General features: G+C 34.2%; 12 protein-coding genes. 5 read left to right on the top strand and 7 right to left on the bottom strand.

The window, feature by feature from the left end:
* Positions 1-53 precede the first annotated feature (53 nt).
* Entirely contained in the window at positions 54-1817 is a 1764-nt protein-coding gene (locus ACQKFG_RS10480) for a sigma-54 interaction domain-containing protein (RefSeq protein WP_427558630.1), read from the bottom strand.
* 339 nt (positions 1818-2156) lie between these two features.
* Between ACQKFG_RS10480 and ACQKFG_RS10475 the strand changes: the two genes are divergently transcribed.
* Positions 2157-4115 (top strand): FAD-dependent oxidoreductase, encoded by a 1959-nt coding sequence (locus ACQKFG_RS10475; RefSeq protein ID WP_427558627.1) that lies wholly within the window; start codon positions 2157-2159, stop codon positions 4113-4115.
* A 314-nt stretch (positions 4116-4429) separates the two neighbouring features.
* Here ACQKFG_RS10475 and ACQKFG_RS10470 read toward each other — a convergent pair whose 3' ends face one another.
* Complete coding sequence (locus tag ACQKFG_RS10470; RefSeq protein ID WP_192206356.1) at positions 4430-5515, bottom strand: S8 family serine peptidase; 1086 nt, start codon at positions 5513-5515, stop codon at positions 4430-4432.
* Positions 5516-5567: 52 nt separating this feature from the next.
* Complete coding sequence (locus ACQKFG_RS10465; protein WP_192206357.1) at positions 5568-6569, bottom strand: hypothetical protein; 1002 nt, start codon at positions 6567-6569, stop codon at positions 5568-5570.
* Between the two features lie 161 nt (positions 6570-6730).
* On the opposite strand from ACQKFG_RS10465, the gene ACQKFG_RS10460 reads away from it, so the two are divergent.
* The 4 genes from ACQKFG_RS10460 (at position 6731) to ACQKFG_RS10445 (ending at position 8810) form a co-directional block, all read left to right on the top strand.
* Positions 6731-7330, top strand: a complete 600-nt coding sequence (locus tag ACQKFG_RS10460) for an FAD-dependent oxidoreductase (RefSeq protein ID WP_427558623.1) — start codon at positions 6731-6733, stop codon at positions 7328-7330.
* A gap of 176 nt (positions 7331-7506) precedes the next feature.
* Entirely contained in the window at positions 7507-7725 is a 219-nt protein-coding gene (locus ACQKFG_RS10455; RefSeq protein ID WP_427558620.1) for a helix-turn-helix transcriptional regulator, read from the top strand.
* A gap of 17 nt (positions 7726-7742) precedes the next feature.
* The gene (locus ACQKFG_RS10450; protein ID WP_427558617.1) at positions 7743-8135 is read left to right on the top strand and encodes a hypothetical protein; all 393 of its coding nucleotides are present in this window, start codon (positions 7743-7745) and stop codon (positions 8133-8135) included.
* 261 nt (positions 8136-8396) lie between these two features.
* Complete coding sequence (locus ACQKFG_RS10445) at positions 8397-8810, top strand: (deoxy)nucleoside triphosphate pyrophosphohydrolase (protein ID WP_427558614.1); 414 nt, start codon at positions 8397-8399, stop codon at positions 8808-8810.
* Positions 8811-8815: 5 nt separating this feature from the next.
* On the opposite strand, the gene ACQKFG_RS10440 is transcribed toward ACQKFG_RS10445, so the two are convergent.
* From ACQKFG_RS10440 to ACQKFG_RS10425, 4 genes are all read right to left on the bottom strand, one after another.
* Positions 8816-11626: a DEAD/DEAH box helicase gene (locus ACQKFG_RS10440; RefSeq protein WP_427558611.1), complete on the bottom strand. Its 2811-nt coding sequence runs from the start codon at positions 11624-11626 to the stop codon at positions 8816-8818.
* A 277-nt stretch (positions 11627-11903) separates the two neighbouring features.
* Positions 11904-13283, bottom strand: a complete 1380-nt coding sequence (drt2, locus tag ACQKFG_RS10435) for an antiviral reverse transcriptase Drt2 (protein WP_427558608.1) — start codon at positions 13281-13283, stop codon at positions 11904-11906.
* Positions 13284-13735: 452 nt separating this feature from the next.
* Positions 13736-14281 carry a hypothetical protein gene (locus ACQKFG_RS10430; protein WP_427558605.1) on the bottom strand — a complete coding sequence of 182 codons (546 nt, stop codon included), beginning with the start codon at positions 14279-14281 and terminating at the stop codon, positions 13736-13738.
* Between the two features lie 140 nt (positions 14282-14421).
* A complete protein-coding gene (locus tag ACQKFG_RS10425; protein WP_427558602.1) occupies positions 14422-19053 on the bottom strand; it encodes an NACHT domain-containing protein in 4632 nt (1543 codons plus the stop codon).
* Between the last annotated feature and the right edge of the window lie 150 nt (positions 19054-19203).

The raw sequence follows: 19203 nt of genomic DNA, 5'->3' as shown, positions 1-19203 counted from the left end.
AATATCCATACCAAGTTTTTGAATATTCAGATTTTAAAGAGGCTAATTTATTATTAATCGTCCTGATAGCTAAATTGGTATTTGCCCAGTTTGCGCATGATCGTCGTTTGGCTGACCTCCAGGGCCTTGGCCATTTTTCTGGTTGATTTATAGGTGGAAAGGGCCTGTGACAATAATTGCTTTTCCGTTTCCTCTAACGCTCTTTTCAAGGGAATGATTCCTGTTAAATTGACCAACGCTGTATCTTTGTAGGTTAAATCGGAAGGCAAATCCTCTATCGTTACGATAGGTTTCCTGGCCGTCACGACGATTTGTTCAATTACATTTTCCAACTCCCGAACATTGCCCGGGTAATCCTGCAGCTGCAGAATTAACTTCGAATGATCATCGATCGTGATGGATTGACCGTATTTTTCATTGAATTTCTTCAGAAAATAATCGGTTAATAATAAGATATCTTCCTTCCGCTCACGCAGCTGCGGTATTTCCATTGGAACGACATGCAGCCGATAGTATAGATCTTCACGAAATTGATTATTCTTGATCATTTGCTTCAAGTCTTTATTCGTAGCGGAGATGATGCGGATATTCACCTTTTTCTCCTTCGTTCCTCCCACCTTCATGAATGTTCGATCCTGGACCAAATGCAGGATTTTCACTTGAATGTCGAGCGGCATTTCCCCGATTTCATCAAGAAACAATGTACCGCCATCAGCACTCTCAACAAGTCCTTGTTTTCCATGCTTATTGGCTCCCGTGAATGCACCGCTTTCGTAGCCAAACAGCTCGGATTCGATTAATGCCGATGGAATCGCGCCGCAATTCACTTGAATGAATTTCTTATCCTTTCTACTGCTAAGATCATGAATGCCCCTTGCTAATACGCCTTTCCCGACTCCGGTTTCACCATGGATGAAGATCGATGAATCCATCGGTGCGACTTTTTCAGCTAATTCCAAAACCTTTATCATCTTATCCGAATTTGTAATAAAATTATTGAACGAAACGGTTCTCGAATTCTCATGCCGGGCTCGCTGGTTCCGAAGGTTCACCCTGTTCAATTGACTCTTCATCTCAACCAATTCGGTGATATCCCTGGAATTCGAAACGATTCTATATAAGTTCCCCTCCTCATCAAAAATCGGCTTCGCTGTGCTGAATACAGTCAGCCCATGCGGATACGTTTGCTCCGCTGAATGGATCGCTTTCGTTTTCATCGTTTGTAATGTAACCGAATTGCTGATCAATCCCTTTTCCACTAGCTCTCTAATGTTCTTATTAATAAAGGCCTCAGGCGGCAGCCCTGTAAGCTTCTTACACGCTTCACTCACGAATAATGTGTCCCCGTTGGCATCGGTCACGAAAATTTCATCATAGCTGGAATCCAGGATTTGCGTCAGCTCTTTGACCTTCTTTCTTGTCACCTCAAGCTCTTCATGCAGTGATTCATTTAAGCTTATTAAGCTCTTAACCTTCTGTTTAAGCAGAATTTCCCTTGCATCAGTGATCGGATTGCATCTATATTGGTTATCGCCATATTGAATCACAAAATCATAGGTGCACAGATCCTCTTCACTTAGCTTATCTAAATCCTCCACAACGACAAACGATGTATTCAGATAAGCCGTGATTTCTTGATCATGACCCTCACTATCCAATCTCTTCAAAAAGAAACCTTCCTCTAAAATGCCGAGGATTTCCAAGTGATTTTTCATGACAATAAAAGGAGAAGAATTGATTTTCAGTAAGGATTTCACATCCAAAATAGAAATATCGGAAAATACAATTAGTGATTCTTTTTTTACTTCCGTATCCACACAATCACCCCATAATTTGATTTCGAACCGATTTTGTTACACTTTTTGGGGCGGCAAAGAAATAAGTGCCCCTCTCATTAGCAACGAATGTCCATATACCAACCAAATTTAAAGCTGAACCTTTTATGAATCACCACTTTTCAAAAAAGGTTCAGTTATCTATATATAAAATACTAGATTCATGGGCCATACCCTCTTTATTAAAGTAAAAAAAAGATGCTGAATCCAAATTCCCGAACGGCATGATTATTGCATATTGAACCTGTATAGGGATAGGTAGAGGGCGATTGGTGCCCTCTATACTCTCATTCTATCTAACATTAGGGAGTGGTCATGATCATGGCTCAATTCAAGAATCTGTTTACTCATTTAACGATCGGTTCGACTGAATTAAAAAACCGAATCTTAAGTACAGCGCATCAAACAAATCATGTCACGGACGGTATCCCCACTTCGGATATGGTCGCCTATCATGAAGCCCGCGCCAAAGGGGGCGTCGGATTGATCATCCTTGAAGCGGCATCCGTACATCCATCCGGCATGCTAACGTCCAAAACAATTGCAGGATTTGACCAAAGAATTGTCGATGCTTATAAAGAGATTTCCGAAACGCTCCATAAGTATGGAACGAAGGTATTCTCGCAGCTATTTCATGGCGGAAGGGAAGTCGTATCGAGCGACTACCGAAATGCGGCGTGGGCGCCATCCGCCGTTCCCAGCCTGCGCTTCGGCGTCATGCCAAAACCAATGAGTTTAGAAGATATTGAAGGAGTAATTGAAGGCTTCGCCCATTCAGCACAGCTGGCAAAGGAAGGCGGACTTGATGGAGTCGAAATTTGCTGTTCACACGGATATCTTCCCGCCCAGTTTTGGTCGGTGCATACAAATAAGCGCACCGATAACTACGGCGGATCATTCGAAAATCGAATGCGATTCATCGTGGAAATTTTGGAGAAAGTATGGGAAAGGGTCGGAGAAGACTTTACCGTCGGCATTCGCATGAGTTCAGACGAACTGACGATGGACGGGACAACGATGAAGGATTCCGTGCAAATTGTCGAATATCTTGCGGAAAAAGTTCGATTGGATTTCATCAATGTCACGGCCGGAGATTCAAGTACCTTCGAGGGATCAACACATATCGTGCCGCCATCACCGATAAAGCACGCATACCTATCTCCACATGGATTCAAAATCAGGATGGCGGGAGCCGTACCGGTCTTTGTCGGCAATCGAATCGTCGACCCCGTTGAAGCCGAACAGATCGTATCCACCGGAAAAGCCGATGTAGTAGGAATGACCAGGGCCTTAATCGTCGACCCAGACATGCCCAACAAAGCCAAAAACGGCGACCTGCAAGCAATCGATGCATGCATCGGCTGTTTACAGGCCTGTATCGGCCACTATCATAAAGGACTGCCGATTGGCTGTGTCCAAAACCCAACAACAGGTAAAGAAGCATGGATATTACCAGAATTAAAGAAAACGAGAACCAAACAAAATGTCCTCGTCATCGGCGCCGGACCTGGTGGATTACAGGCAGCCATAACAGCGGACTACCTCGGTCATTCCGTTACACTGATTGATCAAAGCAAATCAATCGGCGGCCTGCTTCGTACCATGCGCAAAGCACCGATGCGTCATGAACTGGCAGAATCGATGCTCGATAACTACTCCCGTAAGCTAATGAGAAGCAATATAAATGTGCAATTAGGCAAAACGGCTACCGCTCAAGAAATATCCGAAGCGAACCCGGACGCCATCATCTGTGCAACCGGCTCACGGCCCTATACACCAGCCATCGAAGGAATCGATGACCCACGGATCATTATGAGTGATGACCTATACAGCTCAACAAAAAAAGTTGGGGACAACGTACTCGTATTCGACTTTGGCGGAGACTGGCCAGGCATGGAAGCAGCCATCTATCTAGCCGAAAAAGGCCATGGAGTCACACTCATATCATCACGACTGCACATCGGCGAAACCGTTCACCAATATCTCAGGAACGAATACCTAAAAAAACTATACAACCTAAACGTCAAACTCCTTCCCCATTATGATATCGGGGCAATCAAAGAAAATCACGTCATTATCCGGAACCTATTTACCCAACAAAAAGAAGAACTAACAAACTGGAACTCCATCGTCCTCTCCCTTGGCCGCATTCCCAACACAGAACTATTCGAAGAAATGAAAGGCCATGCGCCTATTGTGAAACAAATAGGAGACTGCCTTGGCCCGCGTACGATAGAGGAAGCGACGCATGAAGGGATGATGAGTGTGTTAGGTTTATAAAAAGAGAAGAGACATCCTTTGGGGGATGTCTCTTTTCTTTTTATATAGGTATGGCACGACCTATTTTATTCTTACCTTTTTTTAATATTGAGCACTTTCCAAAAAAATATTAACCAAAGTATAATACAAAAAACTAACACGTATATATGAAAAATATCAAAGTTAAGAAAGATGTAAGCAATACTAAATAGGATAGGTAAAAGCAAACTTACAAGTATAGTAGATTTTTTAACCATTTTATATTGTAGAAAGCAAATTCCTATCATTATAATAATAAGTAAATAAAACATAATATCAATCCCTAATAAAATTTTTTACTCCATAACTTTTGCTTTATCGAGAGCTTTTTTAGCATCAATTATGTCATAGGCATCTGCGTTGGCATTCGTTAACGATTTTTTACTAATTTTAAGTATTTGGGCTAAGTCATTACTACTAATGTCCTCATACTCACTTATTACTAAAGCTGCTACTCCTGTTACATAAGCTGTAGCGAAAGATGCACCACTTGAATATAGGTAATCATTTTCTGGTAAGGAACCTAATATAGTTTCACCAGGAGCATAAATCAAATCTTCACTACCATAGCCTGAGTATTCATATATTTTACCAGTATTATTAACAGCCGCCACACAAACAACATTATCTAATTCAAAACTGCATGGATATACAGGTGTTTTCTTTAAGTTATTTTGATTATTACCAGATGAACTAATAAACAATATATCTTTATATTTTTTCATTGTATCGTACAAACCAGTATCAAAACTAGTATTATCCCAACTGCAATTAATGATTCTAACTCCCATTTTATATGCATATTCAATTGCCCTTATTGCATTATCAGTATTTCCAGTAGATCCATTAATAAATTTCAAAGGTAGAATGTTAACTTCAGGTGCCACTCCCCAAACATTATTATTAAGGTCATGTTTACCAACAATTAATGAAGCAATAAATGTACCATGATAATCGGACAAATATCTATCATAAACAGAGTTGTCATTTTTCAAGAAATTCCATCCATTGATATCATCAATAAATCCATTTTTTTCATCATCTAATCCATTTTTTTCAGTTTCTTTTTGATTCAAAAAAATATTATCAGAAATATTAGGATTTGAAATATCTATTCCTGTGTCAAGGATTCCTACAATTACTTTTCTATCGCCCTTAGTTACTTTCCAAGCTTCTTTAGCGCTTATATCATAGTTTTTTACCCCAAAAGAATTTTCCACCTTTTGGCCATTATTTATTAAAGCCCACTGATTTTCTGGGATTATCTTATCATAGTTTACTTCTTCTTTCTCAAAATCCATATAATTAAATACCAAAAATACAATGGCAATAAACGCTATAACTATTAGTATAATACATAATAAATTCTTTTTTATTATCATTTTTTTAATCATCTGCCTAAATAATCAATTATTAAAATATATATACTTATTTTTAATATTTTATTGTAGAAGCTTTTTGAGCACTCTTATCAAAACCAGTACCTATAGTAATGCTGGGAGTTCCTGATATTGTAATATTGCTTACTGTTACAATTTTATGTGCAAATTGTGAAATAACTTTTGTATCATAGCCTTTGAACTTTGTTTGATAAAGTGTAGCTTTTATAGTACCCGTTTTATTTTGTTGAGTAGCAACCGCTCTTGATTGAGCTGTGGAAAATACTATTCCCTTATTAGGAGTTTCACTTTTACTCCAACTTTTAGTGTATTTTAAACTATTAAATTTACCTGTATACCAGTTACCAGCATAATATTTAGCTGTAGAGGAAATATTTTTTGAATTTAAACCACCGCCCCATGCAATTCCAATATTATCACTAAAGGAATCAACAAAATAAGGCGATTTCCAGTTATATGTAACAGTAATGTTATATGAAGGAGCTTTAGATGTAGAGTTATTAACTTTCGTCATACCAAAAGACATTTTAGAAGTGGCAATACTCCCTGAAGTGGTTACAGTCTTTTCTCCAGAATCGGCATTAGCTTCATATTCAGGGTTAGTTTCTATAGCCTTTTTTATCATTTTATATTCTGATGAACTTACATTATATTTTTCTTTTACTTCATTTTTACTTAAGTTATCAATATAATCTATTTTATCCCTAATATTATTTATTTCTTCTTGCTCATATCCTTCTTGAATAAGTTCACTATCTTCAGTATTTGTAAAATACTCTAACGTCGAAATATTATCAATTGTTAACAAGGTATTACTAGACTCAACTAAACTAGGATCTTCAAGTATTGCTGTAGCTATTTCCTCTTTATCAGTAAATTCCATTTCTTCTAATGTTTCAATATCATATCCTGATTCTTCGAGTATTTGATTAACCTTTCCTTCTAGTATGTCAGTATTTTCATTAGCAAAAGTTGGACTTACTAAAAAACTACTTATCAGACCAATGGTTGATATCGCACAAAATAATTTTTTCATTTTTACTCTCCTTATCCATAATAGGTAAATTTTATATAATAAGGATAATTATATCATATTACCTATTTATCACCTAACAAAATCATGACAAAATACCTATTTAGGATAAACTGGCAGAAATCACACTCGATAACTACTCCCAGAAATTAATGAGAAGCAATGTGAATCTGCAATTAGGCAAAACGGCCACCGTCCAAGAAATATCCGAATGGAAACCAGGCGCCATTATCTGTGCAACCGGCTCACGGCCCTATACTCAAGGCAATCGAAGGAGTCGTGACCCACGGATCATCATGAGTGATGACCTCTTCAGCTCAACCAAAAAAGTGGGGGACAACGTACTCGTATTCGACTTTGGGGGCGACTGGCCAGGAATGGAAGCGGCCATCTATCTAGCCGAAAAAGGCCATGGAGTCACACTCATATCATCACGACTCCACATCGGCGAAACCGTCCACCAATATCTCAGAAATGAATACTTAAAAAAACTATACAACCTAAACGTCACACTCCTTCCCCATTACGACATCGGGACAATCAAAGAAGATCACGTCACCATCCGGAACCTATTCAACCAACAAAAAGAAGAACTAACCAACTGGGACTCCATCGTCCTCTCCCTTAACCGCATTCCCAACACAGAACTATTCGAAGAAATGAAAGGCCATGCTCCCATTGTGAAACAGATTTGGGATTGTTTTGGTCCGCGGACGATAGAGGAAGCTACGCATGAGGGGATTATGAGTGCTATAAGTTTGTAAAAGAGAAGAGACATCCTTTGGGGGATGTCTCTTTTTTGAGGATATGGGTCTGGCACAACCAGCTCATGTTTTTAATCTTCTTGTCTACTTTATCTCCAATAAACTCCTTTCATTCTTTAAAATGTATTCTTTTTAATCCATTTTGTATATAATACTATACATAAGAGGTGGGAAATTTGAAAAGAGGAACAGTAAAAAACAACGTACGGTATTTTCGAAGATTACATGATTTTACCCAAGAAGAACTTTCGGATCGAATAGGTGTACATAGACAAACCATTGTTGCTTTGGAAAAACAAAAATACGAACCCTCAATAGGAATTGTTTTAATGCTCTCTGCTGTATTAAATGAACCAATCGACAAATTATTCTTTTTAGAAGAAAAAACAGATTAAAATCAGGAGGGATCTTTATGCGTTTGAAAAAGTGGATGATTTTAGTTGGTTATATGTACTTATTCTTTTCCTTTGGATATTCATGTTATTCAAATTTAACAAATGATGGTAACCTATGGTTTTTATGGGGGATAGCTTCTCTTGTTATTGGTTATCAAGTAATTAATTTCTTAGTCAAGAAGAAAAATGATAAGTGGAACAGTAGTTACGTTGTTGCAGATCAACGTATTTTTCGTAAAATTCTAATTTCTCTCTCTATATCATATGTTTTTATTCTGATTTTTTTATTGATTGGAACAATTGGATTCTATAATGATTTCATTTCAGGCTATAATATTTTGGTCGGAGCTATTATATCAAGTTTGTTAGTTTTTATGATTTCACAAATTGTGCAAAGTTTTGTACACTAATCCAAATAAAACTTCATATAGGTTGTAAAAAAGTTAGTAAATCCTCCCTTATAGAATTGTAAGGTAAAAAATTATAAGGAGGATTTTACATGACAATCATTAAATCATTATCTTTAAATGCTGTGGAAAAACAATCAATTTTTCATGAGTCTTAGTGCCTTTCAACCTTACTGTTCTATTCTGATTATTCCCCTTCAGTTTCTTTTAATTATACATACCGTAATGGTATGATTACATAGAGCAAACCTATAGGAGGATAACATGAAAAAGCAAGTTAAAGTAGTTGCAGCCATCATTGAAAATGAAAAAGATGAAATACTATGTGCGTTACGTTCTCCAGATATGAGCATCCCGAATATGTGGGAATTCCCAGGTGGAAAAGTAGAAAAGGGTGAAGATATTTTTACTGCATTAAAAAGAGAGATTGATGAAGAATTACAATGTAAGGTTGAAACAGAGACTTCAATCTTTAATGATAATACGCATGAATATGAAACCTTTATAATTAATTTATTGTCTATAAAATGTAGAATTATTGAAGGTACCCCAACAGCCAATGAACATTCTAAACTGATATGGCTAAAGCGCGAGAATCTAAGCTCTCTAAAATGGGCTCCTGCTGACATTCCAGCTGTTGAACAATTAATAAATGAAAAAAATAGTCTTCTCAAATGAGAAGACTATACTCTTTTAGTGAACTCCGTATATAAACTAGCTGGGACTTCATTCTCTAATTCCATCGTAACGGTAATTGGCTTTTCCCCTTCATATTCCACGGTGTTACCCTTCCCGATATAAATATAAGGTTCTGTCTTACCATCTATTTCTTTATACTTTCTAATAAATAGATGTAAATGAATCCCTCTATCCTGGTTGAATACAATATTCTTGCCTCTCTCAGAACTTGGGGCTGTACTATTTGGAGTCTGCCATTGAAAAATGCGTTCGTTTATAAATTCATCGTGGTAATTAATGCTTTCTTTAATATCTTCTTCCTTGTGTAAATCAATAAATAAGAAATAGTCATTTCCATTCGAAAGTAGACCAGAACCCCTAAAAGCACTGTGGCTTTTGCGATAATTTGATAGTAATGCGGCATCACCCATTTGATATTGCTCATACAGCTTCAAATGTGGCACACCATAGTAATCTTCTTTAAATTCCTTTTCATATCTAAAGATTCCATAAATAATAAGGTCTTCGATATACGGTCTATATTCTTCATTCTGTAGAACCTTTTGATAAGAAGATGTCTTAGTTAAATGACCATCGTCTAGAGTAAATAACTTAAAGTTCCTCTTTTTCTGACCAGGATCATAAAAATCCTGATTAAGACACTGAAGGGCATGCAATACGCTATCTTCATCTACCTCTTTAACCAACTTCAATATCTCACGTTTTGCGGTTTCTAAAGAAATCTCATCATGGTCCAATAGATATTTAGCAATCGCAAACTCATACACTCGCTTTAAAGGTAGCTTACTCGATAATTCCCTTAATACTCCTTCAAAATCTTCGTCTAGTAATAGCCTTTTCAAGGAATCCTCTTTTTCTACTTTTGCTACAAATTGCAAATAGGTTTTTTCGCGATTAATAAACTTAATCGGATCTGGAGCTCCATCAAATTTCATATAATCCATTAATAAGAAAGGAACTTTACCTTGATTCATTTTCTTAAATTCAAAGTACTCTTCCTTCAAATACCTCAAAGAATTAAAGTTTTCCTTATCAATCTGCGCCAATATCCGTTCTTCCGAGATTTTATCCATTTGAATATGTGTACAACCTGGAATATTTGCAAAGCCAGTCGCAATAGCAACCTTCAAGCTCTCTTTATCATAATATCTACTACCATTCAAAGCGATGGCAATTAAGAACGTTTTACTATGATTCCCGATGAAATCAAGGACTGTTAGGAAACTCTTGTCTTTATGTTTACGAAGCCCTCGTCCTAGCTGTTGAATAAAAACGATCGGAGAATTAGTTGGCCTTAACATTAATACGGTATTTACAGAAGGAATATCAACACCCTCATTAAAAATATCAACGGTGAAAATAAATTCTAAATCGTCATGGTCATCTTCTAATCTATTTATATAATGCGATCTCAGCTCGACTGAGTCATTTCCAGATAAACAGATACTTTGAATACCTCTACTATTAAATTCTTGTGCCATATATTGTGCATGTTCAACGGTTACGCAAAAACCTAAACCTTTTCTTTTTTCACCGTCATAGCCATAGAAATTCATATTCTTAATAATAAAGTCGACTCTTTCGTTAACCTTTAATCTCTTCGTGATCTCCGCTACATCGTCAATATCTACATCACTTAAATCAATTCCCTCAATGTCGGTAATACCGAAATAATGAAAGGGAATAACCAATTCATCCTCTAAAGCCTCATGTAAACGAACCTCCAAGGCAACATTATTATCAAATAGGTCAAAAACATTTTGTTGATCGCTTCTCTCTGGAGTAGCTGTCATCCCTAATGTGAATTGTGGGTCGAAATATTCTAGCACTGCTTGATAACTAGGGCTTGTTGCATGGTGGGCCTCGTCAAAAATAATATAATCAAACTCATCTCGTTTAAATTCTTCGTAACATTTAGACATAGTTTGAATGGTAGAAAAAATATAATCAGCATTTTTTTGCTTTTGATTACCAGTCAGTAATCCAAATGTCAGTTTTTCATTAGGAAGGAGCTTTTCAAAGGTCTCTTTTGCCTTTTTTAATATTTCTTCTCTATGTACAATGAACAGTAATCTTTTAGGCTTGAATCCCTTTACATCAAAAGCAGACATATATGTTTTACCCGTCCCTGTTGCTGCTATAACTAAAGCCTTCTTTTCCCCAAACGATCTAATCCTCTCAAGGTTTTCAACCGCACGTTTTTGCATGTTATTAGGAATGATATATTCAGAGCTTTCATAAATAAATTGCTGTGTATTTGTATAGCCCTTTAATTTACTCAAAAAGTCTTCATACTTACTAATGAAATTGTCATCCGCTACGACACTACTATTCCATAAGCCATCATATTCCTTAAGAACATCTTTAAGAAATTGAGCATCCCTTTTAGCAATAATCTCAACATTCCACTCAATATTACTCTTAAGTGCACTTTGAGTAATATTAGAAGAACCAATAATCACCTTATAACTATCCTTAAATTCAAAAATATACGCTTTCGTATGAAAACCAATCGCCTTATCTGTTTCAAAAATTTTCAAATGGATATTACTAAACTCATTTATTTTCTTTAAAGCCTTCGCTTCAGTAAAATTCAGATAAGTAGAAGTAATAATCTTCCCCTTTACTCCCCTTTTTTCCGCTTCCTTAAATGTATCTAATAAAAGCTGTAGTCCACTATAATTAATAAAGGCCACGCTGAAATAAAACTTTTCACACTCATTTATTGAAGAGATTAATTCATTTAATAAATTACCCTTGTCTGAATTGACAATTAGCTTTTTCTCGATGCTCATGATTTGCTCCTGACTGTGGTTATATTAGAGAATGTTTCAGATATCTAAAGATACATGTTTTACTTGTTGAAAACTAATGTTTAGATAATGGTAACATAGAATTCCATAAGAATAGCTTACAAGGTCAGTTGTATCTAATTCTGAATAATGTTAAATAAAGATGTTCAATTTTTTTAGTAATACTGTCTTTTGTTTACCATCCTTTATTATACGGTTATCGGCAGTGTATCTAAATGAGGTTTCTTCACTAAAATCTAAAAAGCCTAACACTCTTTAATTAGGTGCTAGGCTTTTTGGGTTTCGGCGTTATTAGGCGTTTCTGAATTTTTTTCCAATGATTTTTAACTTGGTATGACAAAAGGTTGTTCGTTGTAGAGTCTTTATCAAATACTTCTTGGGCCCTTTTGGCATAAGTTAAGAAATTCCCTAATCCTGCCTTGCCATTTCCGAGGTGAGTATATTTAGTATACAAGCTTTTTCTATACTTTTTAACACCCGCTTCTTCAGTCTTCCAATTACATAATCGAACCTTTTTATAAGCTCTACAATAAAATTTGAATAAACTCTTTTCCCGTAATTTCACATTTTGACCATCAAATGCAAAGCCAAGGTAATTTAAAATACTTGGTTCATGGTTCTCATCATAAATTCTATCCTGACTATAGGTAAACCTATTAGTTTTTTCTCTTTGAATGATTAACCTTGGAGTTTCCTTTTTTACTTGCTCAATTACGTCTAGATGTTGGCTATAATTGTAATTGGCCGCATCTCCAGCAAATGGTATAACAATGATTAAATCATCACAATATCTTCTATAAAGACCACCAAGGGATTCTACATAATTATTTAATTTCTCATCAAAGTCAAGTAAATAAATATTAGAACATACTGAACTCAGTCCCGCTCCCTGAGGTATGCCAAAATTTCTTTTATTATATTCAACGTTTTGTTTATCGGCTTTTCTAAACCTTCTAAAATCCTTCTCATCTAAAAGTCTGGACAGTTTTTTTCTCTTATCTCTATTTTTGTATTTCTTCATTAATAATTCATCTATTTTAGTTTTATTAACCCAACTATACTTAGTAATACTCTTAAAAACAGCATAATAATCATCCGGCAGAGTTTCTTTTTCTAAGACTGTTTGTAATTGATTTTTAAGATACTTGTGGTCAAGTTCGTCAAAAAAAGATTTGAAATCCGCTACGTATATGAAAGCCTGGTTATTTCCTTTAATATAATCTATTACTTCTTTTGCAAAATGGATATTGCATTTTCCATTCTTTTTTCTATAAGCAGTTGCAACAGAATCAATCCCTCGTGTAACTGCTACTTTATTGTACATATCATTTAGCAAGTCACCATAATATTTATAAATAAAGCTATCAATATGAGATGCATAAAAGATTTTTCTTTCTTTCGGCACTGGTTTTTCTTTCCCTTTCATCTCATTATTATATTTATTTATTTTTATACTAAAATGAATAAACGGATAAAATCCATGCCTTTTTACCCAGCATGGATTTGTGACTCTATCAACAGCATTTTTAAAAGAAAGTTTATTATCAAAGTGCTTATAATTCTTAGTGCGGTATTTATCAAAATCAATATTAGCAAAGCTGGAAAGGGCATGTAATTTTAGCCTATTACTCTGATTCATTATCAGTCACCCTCTCAGCTTACTGTGTGGTCTCAGTTAAATCCTATAAAATAGACTTCAAAAGGACCGTATACATTGTATGTGATTTCGCACAAACAACAAGGCTAAAAAATCTTACTAATCCTATATACTATTGAGTATACAGTTGAATGGTTGACTACAAATGGAGGTGTTAATTCCGATATGCAGTGCAGTTGCCTTACGTTATCCTTTGTTATTGCCTGCTGGTTTGTGATAGCAGCAAGAAATGTCGCTTGGATAAAGCTTGACAACCGTTCACCAGTCTCCCTCGTAACTATTTTACGAGGCACCATTATTATATCATAAATGGATTCTATTACCAGTAATTATATTGAATTATCCAATATTATAATCTCTCATTTTATCTAGTAATAAAGCTGGATATCACAAATTGAGCTCTAACGCCAACTTTTTATATCAAATCATTTCTTTTATATGGTTTTAATATAGTTGTGTAATAGTTTTCCATCTTGATAATATTCTACTTTTGCTACCATACGAGAAATATTTATTTCATAATAAACACCTAGTATGTATCTACAAACATGTTCAGGTAGAGATTTTCCATCACTGCTCCAAATGTTATCAAAAGATTGCCTTGTTAAAGCTTTTAATCGTTCTCTATCTTTTTCTTTCTCACTTCTACTTCCATTAGACTTTTTCATTTCTAAAGCGATTAAGTTATCTTGCGCTAGATTTTCTCCTCTACTGTGAAGGATTAAATCACAATTGATAGTTATAATTTCTCCCTCTCCATCTTTAATTGTCTTTAATCTCCCATTAACATTTCTGTTGTATTCAACATCAACAAAATATTGCTTATATTGTGTCGTCTTTTTGACCTCATTTAGATAAAGCATTAATTGCCCACATAATGTCCGTTCTGATACTCCACTTTGTATGAGATTTTTTTGTTCAATTAAATACTTATTATTAGCTAATTCAAATAAATTCTTTATTTCATTATACTTGTTCATCGTAATATCCTCCATCTATTCTCTTTAACATATTAAACCTTTTTATTTCCATAAAAATAATCCAACCACATTTACTTATGATACTATTCACCTTAGTTATTTAAGAGGCAAAAAAAGGGTGTCAAAACTAATTGACACCCTCAATTATTAATTGCCTCAGTTAATTCTCGTACAGTTCCAACACGTTTTTCAAAGAAATTATCCCAGATATCTAAACAAGTATTTAGCATACCTTTATTGTTAATCCTCACTGTATCGTTATACAATCTAATTAGAAGTTTAGGCAATTCAGTAGATACTAACCTTAATCTATTATTAAAATCTCTTGTTTTGTCCATCCAATGTTCACTTATTTCATCACTTAAACTTAATATAATATCGCTAAACTCCATTAAATCATCCTCATAATCTAAGAGAATGTAAATCAAATTTGAGCTATCAGTAAAATATAGAGATTTTATATATTTTTTTATGAAGTCCTCTAAGTGTTTTAACTTATTGAAGTCAAATCTGAAAACTTTATCCATTTCTTCTTTTAATTCTGCTTCATAGTTTTCTAAGAAGCCATCAAGTATTTTTATACATTTATTAGAAAAATCTTCATTACTAATCATTTCACCTGCTGCTTTAATTACACCTCTTCTTTGATTTAGAGACCCATTGATACACTTATTTACTTTTTCTTCAAATATATTATAAATAATGTGATATGCAGTTACCATCCTACTACCAAAAATGACAACTTCTTCTCGTTCAGAACAAATCATTCTTTCCAGTACTAATCCTAACTTGTCATAATGTTCTTTTATTGTGTAATTCATAAAGTTTATACTGTATCTTTCCTCTACCACACGCAAATCTTCTATACAATTTTTCACGTACCAATTTACTGCCTTTTGTGTATCAATATTTATAATAGGTATGAGAGTTTCCACTAAACTAATTCTAACTGATGGATGTGGGTCCCTTATAATATTTTCGATAGTGTCTTCAAACAAATTTAATAATTTTGGGTCCCTCCATAAAAGATGACCAATTGCTTCTACAGCCACACCTCTCACACAATTAATACTATTATCAAACAGTTCAGTAGAAGATAAGGTTTCCATCGAACCATCCCAATCGGTTCTAGATAAATTCATTGTTTCTTTTTCTGGATCAGGATGGCTTGTACTCAAAAATTTTAAGATATTTATAATATTTTCAGGCCAATTAATATCATCTCTTGATTTAACTAATCTACAAAAAGCAAGAGATATTTCTCTGCTCTTGACATTAAGATGTTTTTCTAAAACATTAATAATTGTGCCTTTAGAAGCAGGTTGCCATTCATGATATAGTTCTATATCTGAATCATACTCTTTAAGAGCAAGTGCCCTTATAATAGCAGCTATATATGATGGTGAAACATCAGATGATAATTGCAAAGACAGTATTCCAAATCGTTCTGGATTTGTCTTAGCTACTCTTTCTAAACTAGATGAAAATTGAAAAATTGAACTTTCTACTAGGGCACCTGACTCATCTTTAGTCCACAACTTGCGGTTATCTTCCTTAACCTTTGAATTTTGTAATATATTTAACCATGATTTATCACTTATTTTAAAAAGATTACTATCCAGTTTGGACTTTATGATTCCTCCCCCATAGCTTTTCGCATTCGCAATTTCATCATCTATTTTTCCATCATATCTTCGTTTTAGGACTGTAATTAAAGTCTTAACTTTATCACTTGTTCTTTTACTATCCAATTTCGACAATAATAGATATTGTGCTTCACCCCAATAAAAGTTAGAAAAGAATCCTTCTTTCCTGTTCCTCAAACACCATCTAGCTACTTCTAATTCATCTGGTTCATGATAACAATATATTAATTCTTCCAACTCCCCAAATACATCTTCACTGCAATATGGTGAAAGAGATTCTATAATTTCTCTTGCTACTTTTCTTTTCGGTATATTGAACCTATTTTCACCGATTTGTATAATTCTGAATGCATTATTTATGAAAACACTTATACCATAATCTGCATATTTTGAGGATAAGTTACTAATCGATTCAAATACAAATTCTTTTATAGCTTCTGAATAGTTCTCCAGTACATAATTTGCTCTTTTTATAAATTCTGAAGGATCATCCTTTGCCATAGAACGTCCTGCTTTAATGATTAATCTAATTGTCCCTTCAATTATGGAGTAATCCCCATATGTATTTCTCCAATTAGATTCATCAATCTCTCTCTCAATTTGTGAATTATATTTTGCTAACTGTGAAATTAACCTTTCCCAAACCTCAATAGGGTATTTCTCTGCTACTAGCAGTAATTCTTTCATATCATTTTCATACCAATTTTCAATCCTGTTTTTTCTATTTTCATCATTAAAGTAAGATAAATCTTCAATGGACTCTAAAATAGCCTCAATATATGAAATTGCTCTCAAAGGACATTTCTTTCCAAGGGAATTCCAGTTACTAAAATAATGATACTTTTTATTTTTTGCTAGTTTTATGCGAAGATTAAATATTTCTTCTGTATCTCTCTCAGTATCCCAACCTATTACACCAAGTAATCTATCTTGTAATACGGAATTTCCTTCTGACAATTCATTAAGTAATTCAACTAACTCATTGGGAAAGGAATTTTTAATGCTACTCAAAAGGTTTACTGATATATTAGCTTCCATTTCATTATTAGACATAATCCATTCTCGAAGATAGCCTTTTCTCGCCAATAACTTTATACCTAATGAATTTCCTATAAACACCGTCTCTAGTACATGCGATCTCCAATAATCATCTTTTATTAATTCAATAATTAGTTCTTCAGTCTTAATGTCATATTCTATAGATTGACCGATTACCTCAAGTACTAAATGCTTCAAATGAAACCTTATAGAATCAGAATATAAAATATCCTTAGCTAATTGAGCAAAGTTATAGAATTTTTCTTGAATTAACATTATCATCGCTTGTCGTAATTGTTCACGTCTGAGCAGTGTTTGATTACTCCTATCTCCTAACCATTCTAAGATACTTTTTCCTGATTCAATCGATTCTACTACTCTTTCAGCTATCAAGTAGTCTAAGTAACTTTGGTGACTAAAACTCAAAGTTCCATTTTGCTCTCTTACAATAGAATGTGATTTTAGAGCATTAAGTGCTATCTGTGAACTTCTATGTACAATTCTTATGGGTGCAGATATTACTCCGTTTTTCTCCATATATATAGTTAATTTATCTACTGTATCGTTTAAGTCAGTAACGGACAAACCCTCTTTTTCTATTTTTAACCTCTTATTTGACCAAAAGGCCCTTATTAAATCTATGGATGAGCTAAAATTAAAATCACACTCTTTATTAATTTCTAACCACATATATAAATTTTGTGGATTAGATAACAAAGCTTTTTGTTTATTGTTAAATTTTGAATATACTTCACCTAATACTTCTTGTAAAATATTGTCTGATAAAGGTTTAACCTGTATACTTTCCCATGTATATTCCTGATTATCTAATTTGTTTTCAAACCAATTCTTAAGTTCAGGATCATATTTTAAATCAAAACTTCTACATGACACTATTAGTTTAATTTGTTTCCCTTGTCGTTTTAAAAATAATACTTGATTAATTATCTCTTTACATACATCTAATGCATTAGCAGAATGAGCACCTGTCCATCTAATTGCGTCTAGCTGATCTATTATGATAACAGCTGGTTTGTTATCTGAAACGCTTGCTATCGAATAAACTGGGGAATCTGAGAACCCTACTTCGTTTCCATAATGAAATGCACTTACTTTTGGAATTTGCCGGTCAACTCTTAAAGGAACATATAATATATCCTTTTTATCAAAATAACTAGTTAGTTGGTAAAGTACACCACTCTTACCAACACCTGAATCTCCAGTAACAATTACTAGACCGTCATGATTTAAAATTTCTATACAGTCATTTGTTTCAGGGCGCTTAATAACTTCATCGTTAATTAAATTAGGTAGTATCGATTCCTTAAATTCTTCTTGTAACCTCAAAACCACTGGCATGATAGTGTTTCGGCCTAATTGTTTTAAAAATATACCTTGCCTTTCTAAATAAGTTAATAAATCATTAGAAGTAATTGAGCTTCCGAGTTTATCATTTTCTAGTGGATAATTAGATAAATGTGCATAAACTGTTTCGGGTTTACCAGTAAACAAGAAACTTGCTTCTCTTAAAAGGTCTTGTTTCGTGACTTCATTATCCGGAAAAAGTATTATATTTATACGCTTTAAATAATTATAGGCAATATTTAAATCCACTTCATTTTTATCATCTAGTCCCATTGCATCACAAAAATCTTTAAATGTTTTTTGAACACTCTCTCCTCTGGTTAATATTTGATATTCATAAAACTCCTTGGAATTACCACTTGAATTTCTTGCTGAATCACATATATCTCCTAATAGAGTGTTAGAAACTGCTGAAACAATATTGAATATGTAACTTGGATTCCTATCCAGTTGATATTTAACCTTTTTCAGTATCTTCTTATTTTTGTAATCTGATACAGTCCATTTCTCTTTATCAGCATTTCTAGCTTTGCATTGATGCCCTTCTTTTTTCCCATCACTATGCTTAACCCAAAATTCTACTCCAACCTCATCTTCCCCGGCCGGTTCTACTGTTATTGAAACTATTTCCTCATTAATTAGCCTAAAAAACTGTTTAATAACCCATCTTCCCTCATATCGATTACCTAACTTATCTGCTCTTCCACCAGGTTCAAAAGACATAAATTTCCCCTCCTTTATAAAGAGTTATAAAACCATACTAATTAAAAAGGCGTTCCTAAATGTAAGGAACCGCCTAATGATGTTGTGTCTTGTTGTTTAATAAAAAAGTTGATTGAACCCACTTACCTCGGTTTCATCAAATTCTTCCTG

Source organism: Peribacillus sp. NPDC076916 (assembly GCF_050269675.1).
GTDB lineage: Bacteria > Bacillota > Bacilli > Bacillales > DSM-1321 > Peribacillus > Peribacillus aracenensis.
Note: the sequence above shows the minus strand (reverse complement) of the source record. Positions and strands in the feature narration are given on the sequence as shown.